This is a genomic window from Nocardia sp. BMG51109, assembly GCF_000526215.1.
Taxonomy (GTDB): domain Bacteria; phylum Actinomycetota; class Actinomycetes; order Mycobacteriales; family Mycobacteriaceae; genus Nocardia.
In genome coordinates this window covers 774,435-788,497 of record NZ_JAFQ01000004.1, presented here as the reverse complement: position 1 = coordinate 788,497, position 14,063 = coordinate 774,435, and the positions used below count along the sequence as shown (strand labels likewise).

Annotated in this window: 13 protein-coding genes; 3 read left to right on the top strand and 10 right to left on the bottom strand. The window is 70.1% G+C overall.

Annotation, left to right across the window (positions count from 1 at the left end; all coding sequences use genetic code 11):
• Positions 1-105: 105 nt before the first annotated feature.
• The 4 genes from D892_RS46420 to D892_RS0105090 form a co-directional block, all read right to left on the bottom strand.
• Complete coding sequence (locus D892_RS46420; protein ID WP_156959386.1) at positions 106-276, bottom strand: hypothetical protein; 171 nt, start codon at positions 274-276, stop codon at positions 106-108.
• A gap of 4 nt (positions 277-280) precedes the next feature.
• Complete coding sequence (locus tag D892_RS0105100) at positions 281-577, bottom strand: MTH1187 family thiamine-binding protein (protein ID WP_024800206.1); 297 nt, start codon at positions 575-577, stop codon at positions 281-283.
• 4 nt (positions 578-581) lie between these two features.
• The gene (locus D892_RS0105095; RefSeq protein ID WP_024800205.1) at positions 582-1,079 is read right to left on the bottom strand and encodes a hypothetical protein; all 498 of its coding nucleotides are present in this window, start codon (positions 1,077-1,079) and stop codon (positions 582-584) included.
• A 158-nt stretch (positions 1,080-1,237) separates the two neighbouring features.
• Entirely contained in the window at positions 1,238-1,693 is a 456-nt protein-coding gene (locus D892_RS0105090; RefSeq protein WP_024800204.1) for a flavodoxin family protein, read from the bottom strand.
• A gap of 599 nt (positions 1,694-2,292) precedes the next feature.
• Between D892_RS0105090 and D892_RS0105085 the strand changes: the two genes are divergently transcribed.
• On the top strand, positions 2,293-3,735 hold the full coding sequence (locus D892_RS0105085; protein ID WP_024800203.1) for a stealth family protein: 1,443 nt from the start codon (positions 2,293-2,295) through the stop codon (positions 3,733-3,735).
• On the opposite strand, the gene D892_RS0105080 is transcribed toward D892_RS0105085, so the two are convergent.
• The 6 genes from D892_RS0105080 to D892_RS40440 form a co-directional block, all read right to left on the bottom strand.
• On the bottom strand, positions 3,689-4,660 hold the full coding sequence (locus D892_RS0105080; RefSeq protein WP_024800202.1) for a phosphodiesterase: 972 nt from the start codon (positions 4,658-4,660) through the stop codon (positions 3,689-3,691). The genes D892_RS0105085 and D892_RS0105080 overlap by 47 nt on opposite strands.
• Before the next feature lie 222 nt (positions 4,661-4,882).
• Positions 4,883-6,286: an MATE family efflux transporter gene (locus D892_RS0105075; protein WP_024800201.1), complete on the bottom strand. Its 1,404-nt coding sequence runs from the start codon at positions 6,284-6,286 to the stop codon at positions 4,883-4,885.
• A gap of 133 nt (positions 6,287-6,419) precedes the next feature.
• Positions 6,420-7,523 (bottom strand): PLP-dependent cysteine synthase family protein, encoded by a 1,104-nt coding sequence (locus tag D892_RS0105070; RefSeq protein WP_024800200.1) that lies wholly within the window; start codon positions 7,521-7,523, stop codon positions 6,420-6,422.
• Positions 7,524-7,577: 54 nt separating this feature from the next.
• Positions 7,578-9,134 (bottom strand): diaminopimelate epimerase, encoded by a 1,557-nt coding sequence (locus tag D892_RS0105065; RefSeq protein WP_024800199.1) that lies wholly within the window; start codon positions 9,132-9,134, stop codon positions 7,578-7,580.
• On the bottom strand, positions 9,125-10,114 hold the full coding sequence (locus tag D892_RS0105060) for an ornithine cyclodeaminase family protein (RefSeq protein WP_232235988.1): 990 nt from the start codon (positions 10,112-10,114) through the stop codon (positions 9,125-9,127). Before D892_RS0105060 ends, D892_RS0105065 begins: the two co-directional genes overlap by 10 nt.
• 14 nt (positions 10,115-10,128) lie before the next feature.
• Positions 10,129-11,244 carry a TauD/TfdA family dioxygenase gene (locus D892_RS40440; RefSeq protein WP_232235987.1) on the bottom strand — a complete coding sequence of 372 codons (1,116 nt, stop codon included), beginning with the start codon at positions 11,242-11,244 and terminating at the stop codon, positions 10,129-10,131.
• A gap of 319 nt (positions 11,245-11,563) precedes the next feature.
• Here D892_RS40440 and D892_RS0105050 point away from each other — a divergent pair, with 319 nt between their 5' ends.
• Positions 11,564-13,063, top strand: coding sequence for an ABC transporter substrate-binding protein (locus D892_RS0105050; RefSeq protein ID WP_036566762.1), 1,500 nt, complete (start codon positions 11,564-11,566; stop codon positions 13,061-13,063).
• Positions 13,060-14,049, top strand: coding sequence for an ABC transporter permease (locus D892_RS0105045; RefSeq protein WP_024800195.1), 990 nt, complete (start codon positions 13,060-13,062; stop codon positions 14,047-14,049). Before D892_RS0105050 ends, D892_RS0105045 begins: the two co-directional genes overlap by 4 nt.
• Positions 14,050-14,063: the final 14 nt, after the last annotated feature.

Here is a 14,063-nt window from a genome sequence, read left to right as displayed (position 1 = left end):
ACTCGACACCAACGGTCGGGAAAGCGACGCGCAGACTGCGCCGCTTTCACGGTCATTTCCTATTTCGAGAGTCGGCCAGCACGCGCCCCGGTACGAGGACCAAAATTACACTCGGAATCGACTCTTGTCCAGAGACGCGGAGAAAGAGACACGCGATTCTTCGGTGTCTTCCCATTTTTGATAATGCACGATGAAACCGCGTTCGTCAAGTCGATATTCTTCGGCGATATCGAGAGCACGCCGGATTTCGGGCCTGCCGCAGCGCACGGCGGCCACTGTCTCACTCCTCGGCGAGGTAGCGCTCGACGCTGTCCACCTTCGAGGTCAGGCCGTCGGTCACGCCCGGCCGGATATCGGCCTTGATCACCAGGCTGCAGCGCGGGGCCGCGGCCATGACGGCATCGGTGGCCTGTTTGATCACGGCCATCACCTCGTCCCACTCGCCCTCGATCGAGGTGAACATGGCCGTGGTCTCGTGGGGCAGGCCGCTGGCGCGCACGACGCGCACGGCCTCGGCGACGGCGCGGCCGACGTCCTCGCCGACGCCGAGCGGGGTGACCGAGAAGGCGGCGATCATGCCGTCAATTCTGCTGCTGGGCCATATCGTGCAGGGTAGCGACACGCGACTCGAGGTATTCCAGCTCGGACTCGTCGAGCACTGTGCGCTGAATTCCGGCCTCGACCAGGAAGGCGCCCTGGCGGTGGTCGTCGATCACCTCGACATCGATGGCGACGGCCACGTAATCGTCGGCATCGGGCATCGGGTCGGCGACGATGCGGGCGGCGCCGCGGGCGCACAGCGCCACGTTGTCGCCGCCGAGGATCAGCAGCGCCACATCGGGCCGCCTGCGCAGCCGGGCCAGCGAGCCGCGATTGGACCGCAGGCTCAACAGAATTCGATGGTCGCCGGCGCGCACCGGCCAGGACACCGGGATCGCGTGGGGTGACGGGTCCGTGGTCACCAGCACCGCGATGGTCTCGCGCGGCCACTCCGGTAGTACGTCCAGCTCGGGATGTTCGGCCAGATCGGCCTCCGGGGCTGTCGAGGTCTCTTGACGTTCCCGGGCTCCGGCTACCATATTTCGTCACCTCACGGTCGGCTCGTGCTGCGGGCTGAATCGCGCACTGTTCTAGCAGTGTAAGCCGTTGTGCCGCTTGCTCGCTGGACTCTGGGAAACCGAGCGGTCCCTCTCCGGCGTCCGGTAGCGCCGGTGAGGTGCTGGTCGGAGGTGTCGAATCAGGCGTTGGCCAGGGTGCCGACCGGTAGCGACCGGACCCATTCGAGGGCCTGATCCTGCGGCCGGACCGGGCTCGAGGCGTCGTGGCGGGCGTGCTCGCCGACCTGCTCCGCGCCCCGTGCGGCGAACTTCTCGGCGCAGATCTCGCCGCCGCGGTTGAAGGTCTCGTCGTAGACGGAATCGCCCAGGCCGAACACGGCGAACCGCAGCCCGGTGAGGTCGGGCAGGCGGTCGTCGAGCTGCTCGAAGAACGGTTCGGCCCCGGTGGGCAGGTCGCCCGAGCCGTAGGTGGAGCAGACCAGCACGTGGAAGTCGCGGGTGTCCAGATCGTCGGTGTCGAAGTCGGACATGTCGTAGATCGCGACATCGTGGGATTTCGCCAGCTCGTCGGCGACGGCCTCGGCCGTCCGCTCCGCGGTGCCCATCTCGGTCCCGAACAGAATCACTACCCGCACACTGCCTCCTCGACCCGCACACTGCCTCCTCGCGCAGCCTCCACTGGACAGTTGGTGAGCCTACCCTAAGTTGGCCGCCGGTCGGTTTCCGGCCCGGCCGCGCGGGCGGGATCCGTTACGGATGTGAAAACAGGTCGGGACCTGCGAATCCCGAGATTGACTAACAGGCACCGGCGGTTGCATCATTCGTAACAGTTCCCCGTACTACCGGGGTCACGCGAGTAACCGGCCGATGACTGCCCGGTGAAGCGGTTCGTACACCGATTCATGGTGTGGACGAACGCAGTAGCAACCGCACGACGCGCCGCCGTGTGTTCCGGCACGGTGATGGCGCCCCGACACGAGTGAGGTGAGAGCGAATGGGATTCCGGCCTTTCCGGTACCGGCTGTGGGCGGCGTTCCCGAACGGTCTCGCCTCCCGCGGTTTCTTGTAACGCGCTCGACGGTTCTGTGCGCCCTCCGCCAGCTCGGCGGAGGGCATGTGTGCGTGCGTTCGCGCACGGGTGATGCCCGCGGTCCGCTCGGGGGCCGCGGTTCGGATGACTTCGGGATGGCGCTTCGGGATGGCATCTCGGGTTCGGGATGGTGAGGAGACGGTGATGGCGGAATTCGAAGCGGTGGAAACGGCCGGGTCGGCGGCGGTGGCGAATCTGGCGGTGTCGGCGGCGGTGGTCGGCGATCTGCGGTATCTGCGGGCCGAACTGGCGGCCGCGCAGATACCGTTCCTGCTGATTCGCAGCTCCGAACATCGCCTGGCGCTGGCCGTCGATTCCACGCACCGGGCCGCGCTGCGGCGGGTACTGGGGGCGGCCGTGGTCGCGGGCTTCGCCTGTAACGAGGTGCGGCACAACGTCTTCCGAATCGGCCGCGATGTGGATCCGGCGCACCGGGTGGATCTCGAGCTGTGGGACCAGCACGGTGACACGGTGGAGTGCCCGCGCCCGAATGCCCTGACCCGCAACGTCTTCGACCTCGACGACGTGGAACAGGCGACGGTGCTGCTGTTCGACACCGGCTGGCCGACGCTGGCCGGGATGTTCGCGCCACAGCACACCGACGTCGGGTTCGACATCGACATCGTGTACTCCTGGGTGGACGGCACCGATCCCGAATTCCGCGCTCGCCGCGCGGGAATGCTGGCCCAGGTGGTGGTCGGGGAGGGCGACGACGCCGACGCGCGCATCCGGCAGATCGACGAGTTGAAGTACGCGCTGCGCTCGCTGCACAAGAACGCGCCGTGGATCCGGCGCATCTTCATCGCCACCGATTCCCGTACGCCCGACTGGCTCGCCGACGACCCCAAGGTGACGGTCGTCCGCGCGGTGGACCACTTCTCCGATACCCGCGGGCTGCCGGTATTCAATTCCCATGCGGTGGAGTGCCAGCTGCAGCACATCGAGGGACTGTCGGAGCACTTCCTCTACTCCAACGACGACATGTTCTTCGCGCGTCCGGTGCGGCCGTCGATGTTCTTCACCCCGGCCGGTATCAGCCGGTTCATCGAGGCGGACACGCGGATCGGGCCGGGCGTGAACACCGAGCGGCGCAGCGGATTCGAGAACGCCGCGCGGGTGAACCGGCGGCTGCTGGCCGACCGGTTCGGGCACGTCATCACCCGGCACCTGGAACACACACCGGTTCCGTTGCGGCGCAGCGTATTACGGGAGATGGAACGCGAATTCGCGGCGGACTTCGCGCGCACCCGGGACAGCCGGTTCCGGGCGGCCACCGATATCTCGGTCACGAACTCGCTGTATCACTACTACGCCCTGCTCACCGGGCGCGCGGTGCCGCAGGAGTCGGCCAAGGTCCGCTACGTCGACACCACCAGCCACACGGGCCTGGCCCTGCTGGACGGCCTGGCGCACCGGCGCAAGGTGGACTTCTTCTGTCTCAACGACGGCAGCTTCCCGGAGGTCCCGGAGGCCGAGCGGGTGCGAACGGTCTCGGAGTTCCTGCAGGACTACTTCCCGGACCCGGCCCCCTGGGAGCGGATCAGCGACGAGGACCCGCTGGCGGCCCTGGAGCCTGGGGCTGCGTAGGAGCGGATGCCCGCCGGTTCATGACGTGCGGGATGCGGGCGGCGGGTGGGATGACGATCCCCGCCCGCCGCAGGCGTTCGGCGGCCTCCTCGGGGGTCGCCGGCTTGCCGACCGTCGGGCCGTGATCGATCGGCACCACCGAATGCACCACGGTGTCGGGGTAGACGTGCACGTAGTTGAAGCTCTGCGCGCCGTCGCGGCCGCGCTGGCCGCCCTCGGCCACGGACAGATCCTGGCTGTAGCAGGCGGAGGAGGCCACCGAGACCGGGATGCCGGCGAACGTCGCGGTGGTCGAGAAGTGCAGGTGCCCGGCCAGGATGCTGCGCACGTCGGTGCCGTCGAGCACATCGGCGAGCCGCTTCTGGTCGCGCAGTTCCACCGTCACCGCCAGGTCCTGGATGCACGGGACCGGCGGGTGATGCATCGCCAGGATCGTTCCGAACGGCGCCGGATCGGCCAATACCGAACGCAGCCAATCCAATTGGGCATCGGCCAGCTCGCCGTGGTGGTGCCCGGGGACGGTGGTGTCGAGCACCACGATGCGCAGCCCGCCGACGGTGTGCACCCGGTCGAGCGGTTCGGTGGAGCCGTCCTCGTCGAGCAGCCGCTCGCGCAGCGCGGCCCGGCTGTCGTGGTTCCCGGTGACCCATACGACCGGCGCGCCCAGCCGTTCGGCGAACGGCTCGACCAGCGCACGCAGCTTGCCGTAGGCGCGCGGTTCGCCGTGGTCGGTCAGGTCGCCGGTGAACACGATCGCGGTGGGCGTGATGCCGCCGGCCTCCGCATTCGCCAGCAGCCGGCGCAGGCGTTCCTCGGCGTCGACGACGCCGTGCAGCGCGCCGTCGCCGGCGATCAGGTGGGTATCGCTGAAATGGAACAGGACGTGGTCCGGCCGCGGATGCTCCGCGACCCTGCTGAACTGCACCGCGCTTCCTCCCGGCGGTAGCTTGCCTGAGCGGTCGGGGTCCGGTGCGAGCGGTCCGCGTAATCACGCGGAGCCTCCGCTCGAGCGCGCATGGATCCCGCCCTCGGCCTCGAACTCCCGCGCGTCAGGATAGCGAAGCCGCACCCCCCACCCTGCCGACGCGTGGTGACGACATGCTTACGCCGAGATGAGAATTCCGTGTCGGCCGGTGGCCGGGCGGTCTCAGGTGGAGCCACCCAGACTGCCGGCGAGCACCCGCGGCTGGGCCTGTTCGCGCACGCCGAGCAGCGCGAAATAGCGGCGCAGCATCAGCCCGGCGGTGGCGGCCAGGCCCGCCGTCAGCCCCCACCAGACGCCCGCCGCGCCCAGCCCGACAGGGAAGGCGAGCAGCAGCGCTGTGGGCAATCCCACAATCCAGTAGCCGACCAGCGACAGCCGGAATCCGGCGCGGGTGTCCTTCAGTCCGCGCAGCAGGCCGGTGCCGATGTTCTGTGCCGCGTCGAAGAACTGCAGCACGATCGCGATCAGCAGCAGGGTGTGCGCGAGCGCCACCGTGTCGCCGTCGTGGCTGGTGAGGAACGGGCACAGCACCGCGTCGGGCGTGGCCAGGTAGAGCACCCCGACGACGGCGGAGACCAGCGCGGCCTGCCTCAGCGACAGCCAGGCCAGCCCGTGCGCACGCCGGGGCTCGTCGCGGGCCACGGCCTTGCTGACCAGGATCGAGACGCCGTGCGAGAGGCCGATCGCCACCTGGAACACGATGTAGACGAGTTGGTAGACGACGTTGTGCGCGGCCAGCGCGGCCGGGCCCAGGGTGCCCATCACCAGGGCCAGCACCGAGAACATGCCGGCCTCGGATCCGTAGGTGAGCGCGATCGGCGTGCCCAGCCGCAGCTCCGCGGCGACGGTCCGCAGCCGCACCGGCCACATCCGCACCGGCAGCGTCGCGCCCAGTCGCCCGTCGTGCCGCACCATCGCCCAGAGCACGGCGAAGGTGATCAGGAAGACCAGCGAGGTGGCGATGCCCACGCCGGTCAGGCCCATCGCCGGCAGCCCCGCCCAGCCGTGCATGAAGCCCAGCGCGAGAACGAGATTCAGCGCCACCGAACCGAGGGTGACCAGCAGCAGCGCCTGCGGGCGCTGCATGCCGACGGTGTACTGGCGCAGCACCTGGAACCACAGGCACGGCAGCAGGCCGGGGGCCAGCGCCACCATCATGGGCCGCGCCGCGGACAGCACCGCCGCGTCCTGCCCCAGCCATTGCAGCGCCCAGCCCAGCGCGACGAGGACCAGCCCGCCGAGCAGGCCCGCGACGGTCGCGATCAGGAAACTGGACCGGACGACGTCGCGGATCTCGCCGTCGGGATCGGTGCCGCGCTTCTCGGCGCGGCTGAGCACGGTGGCGACCTGGTTGCCGGTGGCGGTGATCAGGCCGACGCACATGGTGCGGATCTGGTTGAACAGGGTCAGGGCCAGGCCACCGGCCGCCACCTGGGTGATGCCGAGCGAGCCCATCAGCGCGATGTTCGTGGTCGACACCGCGATCTGTGCGAGCTGGGTCAGCGCGATGGGCGTGGCCAGCGTGCTGAGGCTGCGCCAATCGGAACGGTTCGATGCGCCGCTCATTGCACCCTTTCGTGTATGAGAACCACGTTCTCGAACTTGCTCACAACTGTTCTCGTAGTTAGGTTTACCTTACTTCCTGAATCGGGGGAAGTCGGCATCGCCCGGGCGTGTCCGCAGTCGGGGCGTGTCGGTGTCACGGCGCGCCGACCAGGTCTCGGTGCGCGGGCGAGTAGCGGTTCAGCAACTCGAGCACCTCGCTCTCGGTGGATTCGTCCAGCAGGTCGCGGTCGTTCATCCAGTCGTCGTCGAAGACGGTGTCCAGATACTTCTCGCCGCCGTCGCACACGATCGTGACGACGGTGGAGCCGGCCGGGAACTGCTCGAGCCGGGTCAGCGCGGCATGCACGGAACCGCCGGCCGAACCGCCGATCAGCAGGCCCGTCTTCGTCGCCACCGCACGGGCGGTGGCGAAGGCGGCCGCATCGGACACCTTCAGGCCCTCGTCCAGCAGCGCGTAGTCGACGGCCGTGCCGACGGTGGCGCCCGGCGGGGTGCCGGTGCCCGACTGCCAGTACGGCCCGCCCGGCCCGCCGAACGCGATCGAGCCCACCGGCTCCACGCCGATCACTCGTGGGCGGCAGCCCAATTCGCGCAGCCGCCGGGCGGTGCCGAACAGCGAACCGCCGGTGCCGACCGCCGACAGCAGGATGTCGACCCGTTCCAGATCGTCCAGCAACTCCTTGGCGACGGCATAATATCCGACCGCGTTGGCGTCGTTGTTGTGCTGTTCGGTGAAGTAGGCGTCGGGCCGGGCGTCCGCCATCGCCTCGGCCAGGTCCTCCCGCGCCGAGGTGGCCAGGCTCGGCTCGATGTCGCCCGAACGGGGGCCCTCCGTGGTTACGCAGGCTGCCTCCTCCGGGCCCTGACCGTTCGGGCGAGTGTCACCATCGTCGGCGACGTAGACGAGTTCGGCTCCCATGGCTTGCATCGCGCGCAGTTTGTCCTTGGCGGCGTGGTGGTCGACGACCGCGGTGAAGCGATACCCGCGTTCGGCCGCCACCACCGCCAGTCCCAGTCCGGTATTTCCGGACGTGGACTCGATGATATGCCCGCCAACCTTCAGCAAACCACGACTCTCCGCATCGAGAACCATGGCGCGGGCCATCCGGATCTTCGCGGCGCCGGTCGGATTGAACTGCTCGAGCTTGAGCAGCAGCCGGGTGCCGGTGTCGGTGGTGGCGAGCTCGAACAACGGAGTGTTGCCGATCAGGTCCGTCACGCGCGTGACGAGAGCCATGCGGGTCTCCTCGGACTGGATGTGCAGGGGACTGGTGGGATGAGAGCGGCCGGGTTATCCGGCGTCGAGCGTCCAGCGGAATCGGCCGTCGGGCGCCTCGTGCAGCACCACCTTCGGCGGGATCGGTAACTGGTGGAACTCGGACTCGTTGGAGTCCATCTGATAGCCGGCGGTATTCGGGTAGACGAGCAGATCACCGGGTTCGGCCGCGCGCGGCAGCGGGATGCGCCGCCAGCTGAGCATGTCGGATTCGAGGCAGGTGGCCGCGCCGACACTGGCCGGGGTAAGGGTACCGGGGCGGGACGGCCACAGCACCGGATCGGGCAGGTATTCGCTGTCGAACCACTGCTCGGACAGGCTCAGGCTGGTGCCGTCGACCGTCAGCAGCTGGTACGGGTGTCCCTCGGCAGTGCGGACTTTCGCGCCCTGCACGCGGAACACGGTGCTGCCGGCCCGATCCAGCAGGGCCCGGCCGGGCTCGACGGCCAGGCGAACATCGTTGTCGCGCAGGCGTTCGGCGAGATCGTCGAGGGCGAGGACGGCGGCGAGCATCGCCGGGCCGGCGATCGCGCTGTGGTACGGGTAGTAGGAGCCGAAGGTCTTGCCGGCGTGAAACCAGTGCGGGGTAACGGCTTCGGTGAACGCCGCCCAGTCTCGTTCCGGCACGTAGTCGACCGCGAAACCGCCGCCGATCGAGAGCGTCGTCACCGGATGGCCGAGATCGCGGGCCGCGCGACAGCGTTCGAGCAGGGCCGCGGCCAGTTCGGCGCGGGGCGCCGGAGCGTAGCCGGAGAGGTGGAAGCTGAACCCCTCGATCCGCACCGGTCCGAGATCGGTGCGGGCGAGGACGAGCTCGAGCTCGTCGCCGGACATGCCGAAACGGCTGGCGGAGTTCGGGGGCAGCGCGCGCAGCAGCACCCGGGCCGGCATGCCGAGCGCGGCGAGCCGGTCCAGTTCGCCGGGCTCATCGATGGCGATCAGCGCCCGGTGCCGGGCCGCCAGCCAGAGCAACTCACCGGACTTCGCGGGCCCGGTCACCATCAGGTCCTCGCCTCGAATGCCCTGTGCCAGAGCCGAAACCAGTTCGCCGACGCTCGCCACGTCGACTCCCGCGCCGTGTTCCGCGCAGGCCCGAACCACGCACGCGGCCTTGTTCGCCTTCTTGCCGTAGTAGACCGCCCCGGCCACGGCCGCCTGGTCGAACACGGTCCGGAAGGCGTCGATGGTGCGACCCACGCGGTCCGGGTACATCAGGTGGAACGGCCCGCCGATCGCCTCGGCGATGTCCCCCAGCAGATGCGGGTCGGCGAGCAGCCGGTGCTCCCGGTCGTCCCGATGCGCGGGCAGCGGTGCCGCCGCAATGTCGGGGCCGCGGCGACCGGCTGTGTCGTCGGGGCCGCGGCGACCGGCTGTGTCGTCGGGGCCGCCGCGACCGGCTGTGCTGTCGGGGCCGCCGCGACCGGCTGTGCTGTCGGGGCCGCCGCGACCGGCTGTGCTGTCGGGGCCGCCGCGACCTGCCGTCCTGTCGGGGACGCTGCCGGTGGCATCCGGTGTGTCGGTCGGGCCGAGGCTCCTGGCGGGAGTTCGCTCGGCCTGGCCGCTCAATCCCATACCGGGACCTCCGTGCCGCGGCCGTCGGCGATGGCGCGCTGGGCGAGGGCGTGGGCGACGGCGACGTCGGTGAGGACCAGGCCGCTGTTGTAGACGAAGATGCGCTCGTCGTCGCTGCGGCGGCCCGGTGTCCGGCGGTTCAGGATCTGCGGCAGTTCGGCGTCGACCGGGCGGAGCCGGCCGTCCGGGCCCGCCATATCGGTTCCGGTCAGTGCCATCTGCTCGGCGCTGGTGGCGACTACGCGGTCGGCGTCGGTCAGCGTCGACGGGGCCAGGCCGTAGCCGACCAGCACGGTCACCGCGCCCGGCGCGAGTTCGGCGGATTCGACGGCGACCTTGGTTCCGGGGCCGGCGGTGGCCAGCACGACGTCGGCCTCGCGGGCGGCGGCGTAGGGGTCCGGCACCGTCTCCAGTTCCGCGTGCGGATGGTGTGCCGCCAGCTGTTCGTGCACGGCCTTCAACCCGTCGGGATGCGTGCCGTACACCATCAGCCGGTTCAGCTGCGGGTTGGCGGCGAGCAAGTGCGGCAACGCATGTCGGCCCTGGGTGCCGGTGCCGATCAGCAGCACGCTGCGCGCGTCGGAGCGTACGGTCTCGCGGACCAGCAGCGCCGACACCGCCGGAGTGCGCAGCGCGCCGACGCGGGCACAGTCCATCATCGCGATCGGCATGCCGGTGGCATCGTCGTACAGCGTTATGGTCGTGTAGTACTTCTTCGTGCTGCGGTCGTGGTTCGGATCGAACTTGTACGAGGTCTTCATCGCGACGACCCGCCGGCGACCGTCGCGTCCGAGCATGGCGTAGGCCACCGACCAGCCGTCGGGATGCGCGACGCTGAGCTTGCGCGGATTGTCCGAATCTCCCGACGCCAGCGCCAGATACGCCTCCTCGACGGCGCGCACCACGTCGACCGGTGTGATCGGAACGTCGGCGAGGTCGCTGCGGCTGAGTACGCGCAGCGGTGTCGGTCGGGCAGTCACGGGCAGTCCTCGGCTCATCGGTCCGGCGGTCGGTCGGTGGGCATCCACGCGGCACCTCCCTGTGCCGCAACGGATTCGGTAGCGAACGGCGTGACCGTCTCCTGCCCGTACCCGCTCTCACCGGCCTCGGCCGGATGGCGGGGGCGGGGCAGGCGGATGTTGACCCGCTTGAGCCAGCGGTCCGTCCCGTCGTACCTCGGGGCGAACGGTACCCGACCGTGCACCACCACGTCATTGTCGACCAGCAGCAGCTCGCCCGGCGCGAGCACGGCGGTGCGGCACACCCGCTCCAGCTCCGTGCCGAGATGGTCGTAGGCACTGCGGAATTCGGCATCGGCGTCGTCGAGGGGAGTGTAGGCGGGGTCGTAGCGCAGCGTCGGGCCGCCCTCGCCGCCGCCGACCGTCGCCACCGGAGTGGCCGGATACCGGTGAAAGTCGGTGCCGTAGGAGACATCCGGCAGGATCGGCAGCATCGGCTCGCCCAGCCGGCGCCGCTGCCGTTCGTCGAGGCGGACCTGGCGCACCGACGAGACCGTGGTGCCCACCCGGTCCGGATTGCGCAGGCAGCCGAGCATGAGCAGCTGTGCGCGGCGGGGGTGGAAGGCGTCCTCGGTGTGCGGCTCGAGCAGCGTGGTGCTGGACGCGCCGGACTGTTCGTGCTCGTGGCCCCGGGAGGGGACGATGTTGTTGACCAGCCGGCCGCCCTGCTGCCCCTGCCAGCCGAACGGTTCGCCGGCGCCGCGGGCCAGCAGCAGCATCGTCAGGTCGAGCCGGAACGAGTCGTGGCGGTGCGCCGGCTCGCCGCTCCAGGCCGCCGCCTGCCGCCAGTCGCTCGGGGTGGGGCCGAGTTCGTTGTCGCGCAGCGGCAACCGGCCGACGATCGCGGCGCCGGCCGCGGTGGCCGGCGGGCGCAGCACATCGCGCACCGAACCCGGTAAGCGAGCCGCGTGCGTGTCGATCAGCTCGAGCAGTGTCGGGTCGGTGAGCGTGGCCGCGGCGCGCGCGGATAAACCCGGCATGCCTTCGATTGTGGCGGCGATCTCGCGCGCCGTGTCCCGAACGGCCTGTGCGGCCGCGGCGGGCAGTTCGCGGCGTTCGATCTCGCCGGATTCGGTGGGGTGGTGTGTCATACGTTCGCAGAGAACGTTTTTCACCAGGCATTCCCTTCTTCGCAACGGTGGTGAAGCAGGTGGTGAAGACTCGGTCTGCGAAATTAGCGTTTCCCGCTAACTTAAGCAAGGCTTACCTAAAGGACATACTTACTATAGCAAGCGGGCATCACCGAGCGGACAACCACAGTAGTCGGCGAGCAAACCGTGTCGACACACCGGCGGCGGGGTGTCGGCATGGACGCAATCCGCCCTGTGCCGCAGAATTTTTAGGTTAGCCTTGGCTGTTCACGGCCGCTCGGATGGGACACGGCCGCTCGGATGGGACGAGGAACCTGCGATGACCACCATGACCCGTCGGCGGATTCTGGGCGCCGGACTCGGAGTGAGCGCCGCGCTGGCGCTCGGAGGCTGCGGCGGCGGGACGGATACCGGCACACTGCGCGTCGGCGCCCTTGGCAAGGTGCCTGCGCTGCAACGCGATCCGCACGCAAACCTGAGCAACGAGAGCGATTTCCTGATCGCCTCGCTGGTCTACGATCCGCTCACGGTGCCGGGCGCCGATCCGACCGTGCAGCCGCGGCTGGCGTCGCGGTGGTCCGCCGACCCGGAGCAGCGGCGCTGGACCTTCACTCTCGCCGAGGGCGCGCGCTTCCACGACGGCAGCCCGGTGACCGCCGACGACGTGGTGTGGTCGCTGCGGCGGCTGCGCGAGGTGGGCGGGGAATCCAAGATGCCGGTCGCCCGGCCCGGCGATATCGTCGCCGACGGGCCCGGCCGGGTGGTGGTGACGGCGGCCGCGCCCAATACCCAGATCCCGCTGCTGGTCCGGCTGATGACATTTACCGTCAAGCAGGGCACTGCCGACTTCGCGAATGCCGTTGGCAGCGGGCCCTTCCGGCTCGAGTCCTACCGGCAGGGCAACGCCCGGCTGGTCCGCAACGACGCCTGGCACGGGCCGAAACCGCGGCTGGAGGCCATCGAGGTCACCATGTTCGACAGCGTCGACGCGCTGTCGAACGCGGTCGTCGGCGGGCAGATCGACCTGGCCTCCAATGTGGGCGCGATCGCCGGCCGCACCGCGGGCGGGCGCGGCGATCTGCAGGTGGTGCGGCGGCCCGACGACACCGCGGTCGCCATCGCCATGCGCACCTCCGACGGCCCGTTCGCCGATCCGCGGGTGCGGGCCGCGCTGCGGCTGGCCACCGACCGTGATGCCCTTGTAGCACAATCGTTCTCGGGTTACGGACGGGTCGCCAACGACATCCTCGGCACCGGTGACCCGCAGTACGCCGCCGACATTCCGCAGCGCCGCCGCGATCTCGAGCGCGCCCGGGCACTGCTGGCGCAGGCCCGGTTCGACACCGCCGCGAGCTATCAGCTGGTCACCAAGGAGGAGGCGCCCGGGGAGGCCGAATCGGCCAAGGTGTTCGCCACCCAGATGCGCGAGGCCGGCGTGAATATCGAGGTGGTGGTGCAGGAGTCGGGCACCTTCTACGACCGCACCTGGCTGCACGCGCCGCTCTACACGGTGAACTGGGGCACCAACGACTCGGTGCTGTTCTACGCCTCGAAGCTGATGGCCTCGGGCAGCAATCGCAACGAAACCGCCTTCGCCGACCCGGAATTCGACGCCGTCACCGCCACCGCGCTGGGGTCGGCGAATCCGGCCGACTACGCACGGGCCTGCCGCACGGTGCAGCAGATCCAGCACGAGCGCGGCGGATACCTGGTGTGGGGCATGGCCGACGGCATCGATATCGCGTCGAGCCGGGTGCGCGACCTGCCGACGCTCGGTGGGTTCGGGCGGGTCCAGCTGGAACGGGTCTGGCTGGCGTGAGCACCGTCGTCGAGGCGACGGCCGAGGTGGGTGCCGGCGGTGCCCGGGGCCGCCGATGGGTCCCGGTCGCCGGGCTCGTGCTGCGCCGGTTCGCACTGCTGCTGGTCCTGCTGATGCTGGTGTTCGCCGCGATATCGCTGCTGCCGGGCGATGCCGCACGCGCCGCGCTGGGCCGCGATGCCGCGCCGGAGACCATCGCGGCGAAGCGGCACGAGCTCGGCCTGGATCAGCCGCTGCCGCAGCGGTTCTGGTCCTGGCTGAGCGGGCTGGCAACCGGTGATTTCGGCACCACCGTGCACGGGCGTTCCATCGCCGACCTGCTCGCCGGTTCCGCCCCGCAGACGCTGCTGCTGGGCGGACTGGCGTTCGCGCTCACCGTGATCGCCTCGCTCGGCTGCGGTATGTGGTGGGCGGCACGGCCGTCCGGGTGGGCGGCGCGGGTGCTGCAGCCGGCGACGGCGATGGTGGTGGCGCTGCCGGAGTTCGTGGTCGCGGCGGTGCTGATCATGGTGTTCTCGTTCGCGGCCGGGTGGTTTCCGGCGGTCACGGTGGCCGGCCGGTCCGGGTTCCCGGCCGATGCGAGCATGCTGGTGCTGCCGGTGCTGGCGCTGGCCGTGCCGCAGACCGGGTGGAACACCCGGGTCGTCCGGAGCGCGCTGGCCGATGCCGCCCGCGCGCCGCACGTGGAAAACGCGGAGCTGGAGGGTATTTCGCCGCGTCACCTGATGGTGCGGCACGTGCTGCCGGTGGCGCTGCCCGCGATCGCCGCCTCCTACGCCACGACGGTCGGGATGCTGCTCGGCGGCGCGCTGGTCGTCGAGAGCCTGTTCAACTATCCGGGACTCGGCGCGCTGCTGGCGGGTTCGGTCGCCGACCGCGACACCGCGCTGGCCGCCGCGACGGCCGCGGTCGCGGGCGCGACGATCCTGTGCGTGCTGCTGCTGGCCGATGGCCTGCGCGGGTGGGCGATGCGGGGCCGGCGATGACCGCGTCCGGAGGT

Excerpts from the sequence above, each read along its gene's own strand:
- D892_RS0105100 (WP_024800206.1), bottom strand. The coding sequence starts at position 577 with ATGATCGCCGCCTTCTCGGTCACCCCGCTCGGCGTCGGCGAGGACGTC.
- D892_RS0105095 (WP_024800205.1), bottom strand. The coding sequence starts at position 1,079 with ATGGTAGCCGGAGCCCGGGAACGTCAAGAGACCTCGACAGCCCCGGAG.
- D892_RS0105085 (WP_024800203.1), top strand. The coding sequence starts at position 2,293 with ATGGCGGAATTCGAAGCGGTGGAAACGGCCGGGTCGGCGGCGGTGGCG.
- D892_RS0105075 (WP_024800201.1), bottom strand. The coding sequence starts at position 6,286 with ATGAGCGGCGCATCGAACCGTTCCGATTGGCGCAGCCTCAGCACGCTG.
- D892_RS0105070 (WP_024800200.1), bottom strand. The coding sequence starts at position 7,523 with ATGGCTCTCGTCACGCGCGTGACGGACCTGATCGGCAACACTCCGTTG.
- D892_RS0105065 (WP_024800199.1), bottom strand. The coding sequence starts at position 9,134 with ATGGGATTGAGCGGCCAGGCCGAGCGAACTCCCGCCAGGAGCCTCGGC.
- D892_RS40440 (WP_232235987.1), bottom strand. The coding sequence starts at position 11,244 with ATGACACACCACCCCACCGAATCCGGCGAGATCGAACGCCGCGAACTG.
- D892_RS0105050 (WP_036566762.1), top strand. The coding sequence starts at position 11,564 with ATGACCACCATGACCCGTCGGCGGATTCTGGGCGCCGGACTCGGAGTG.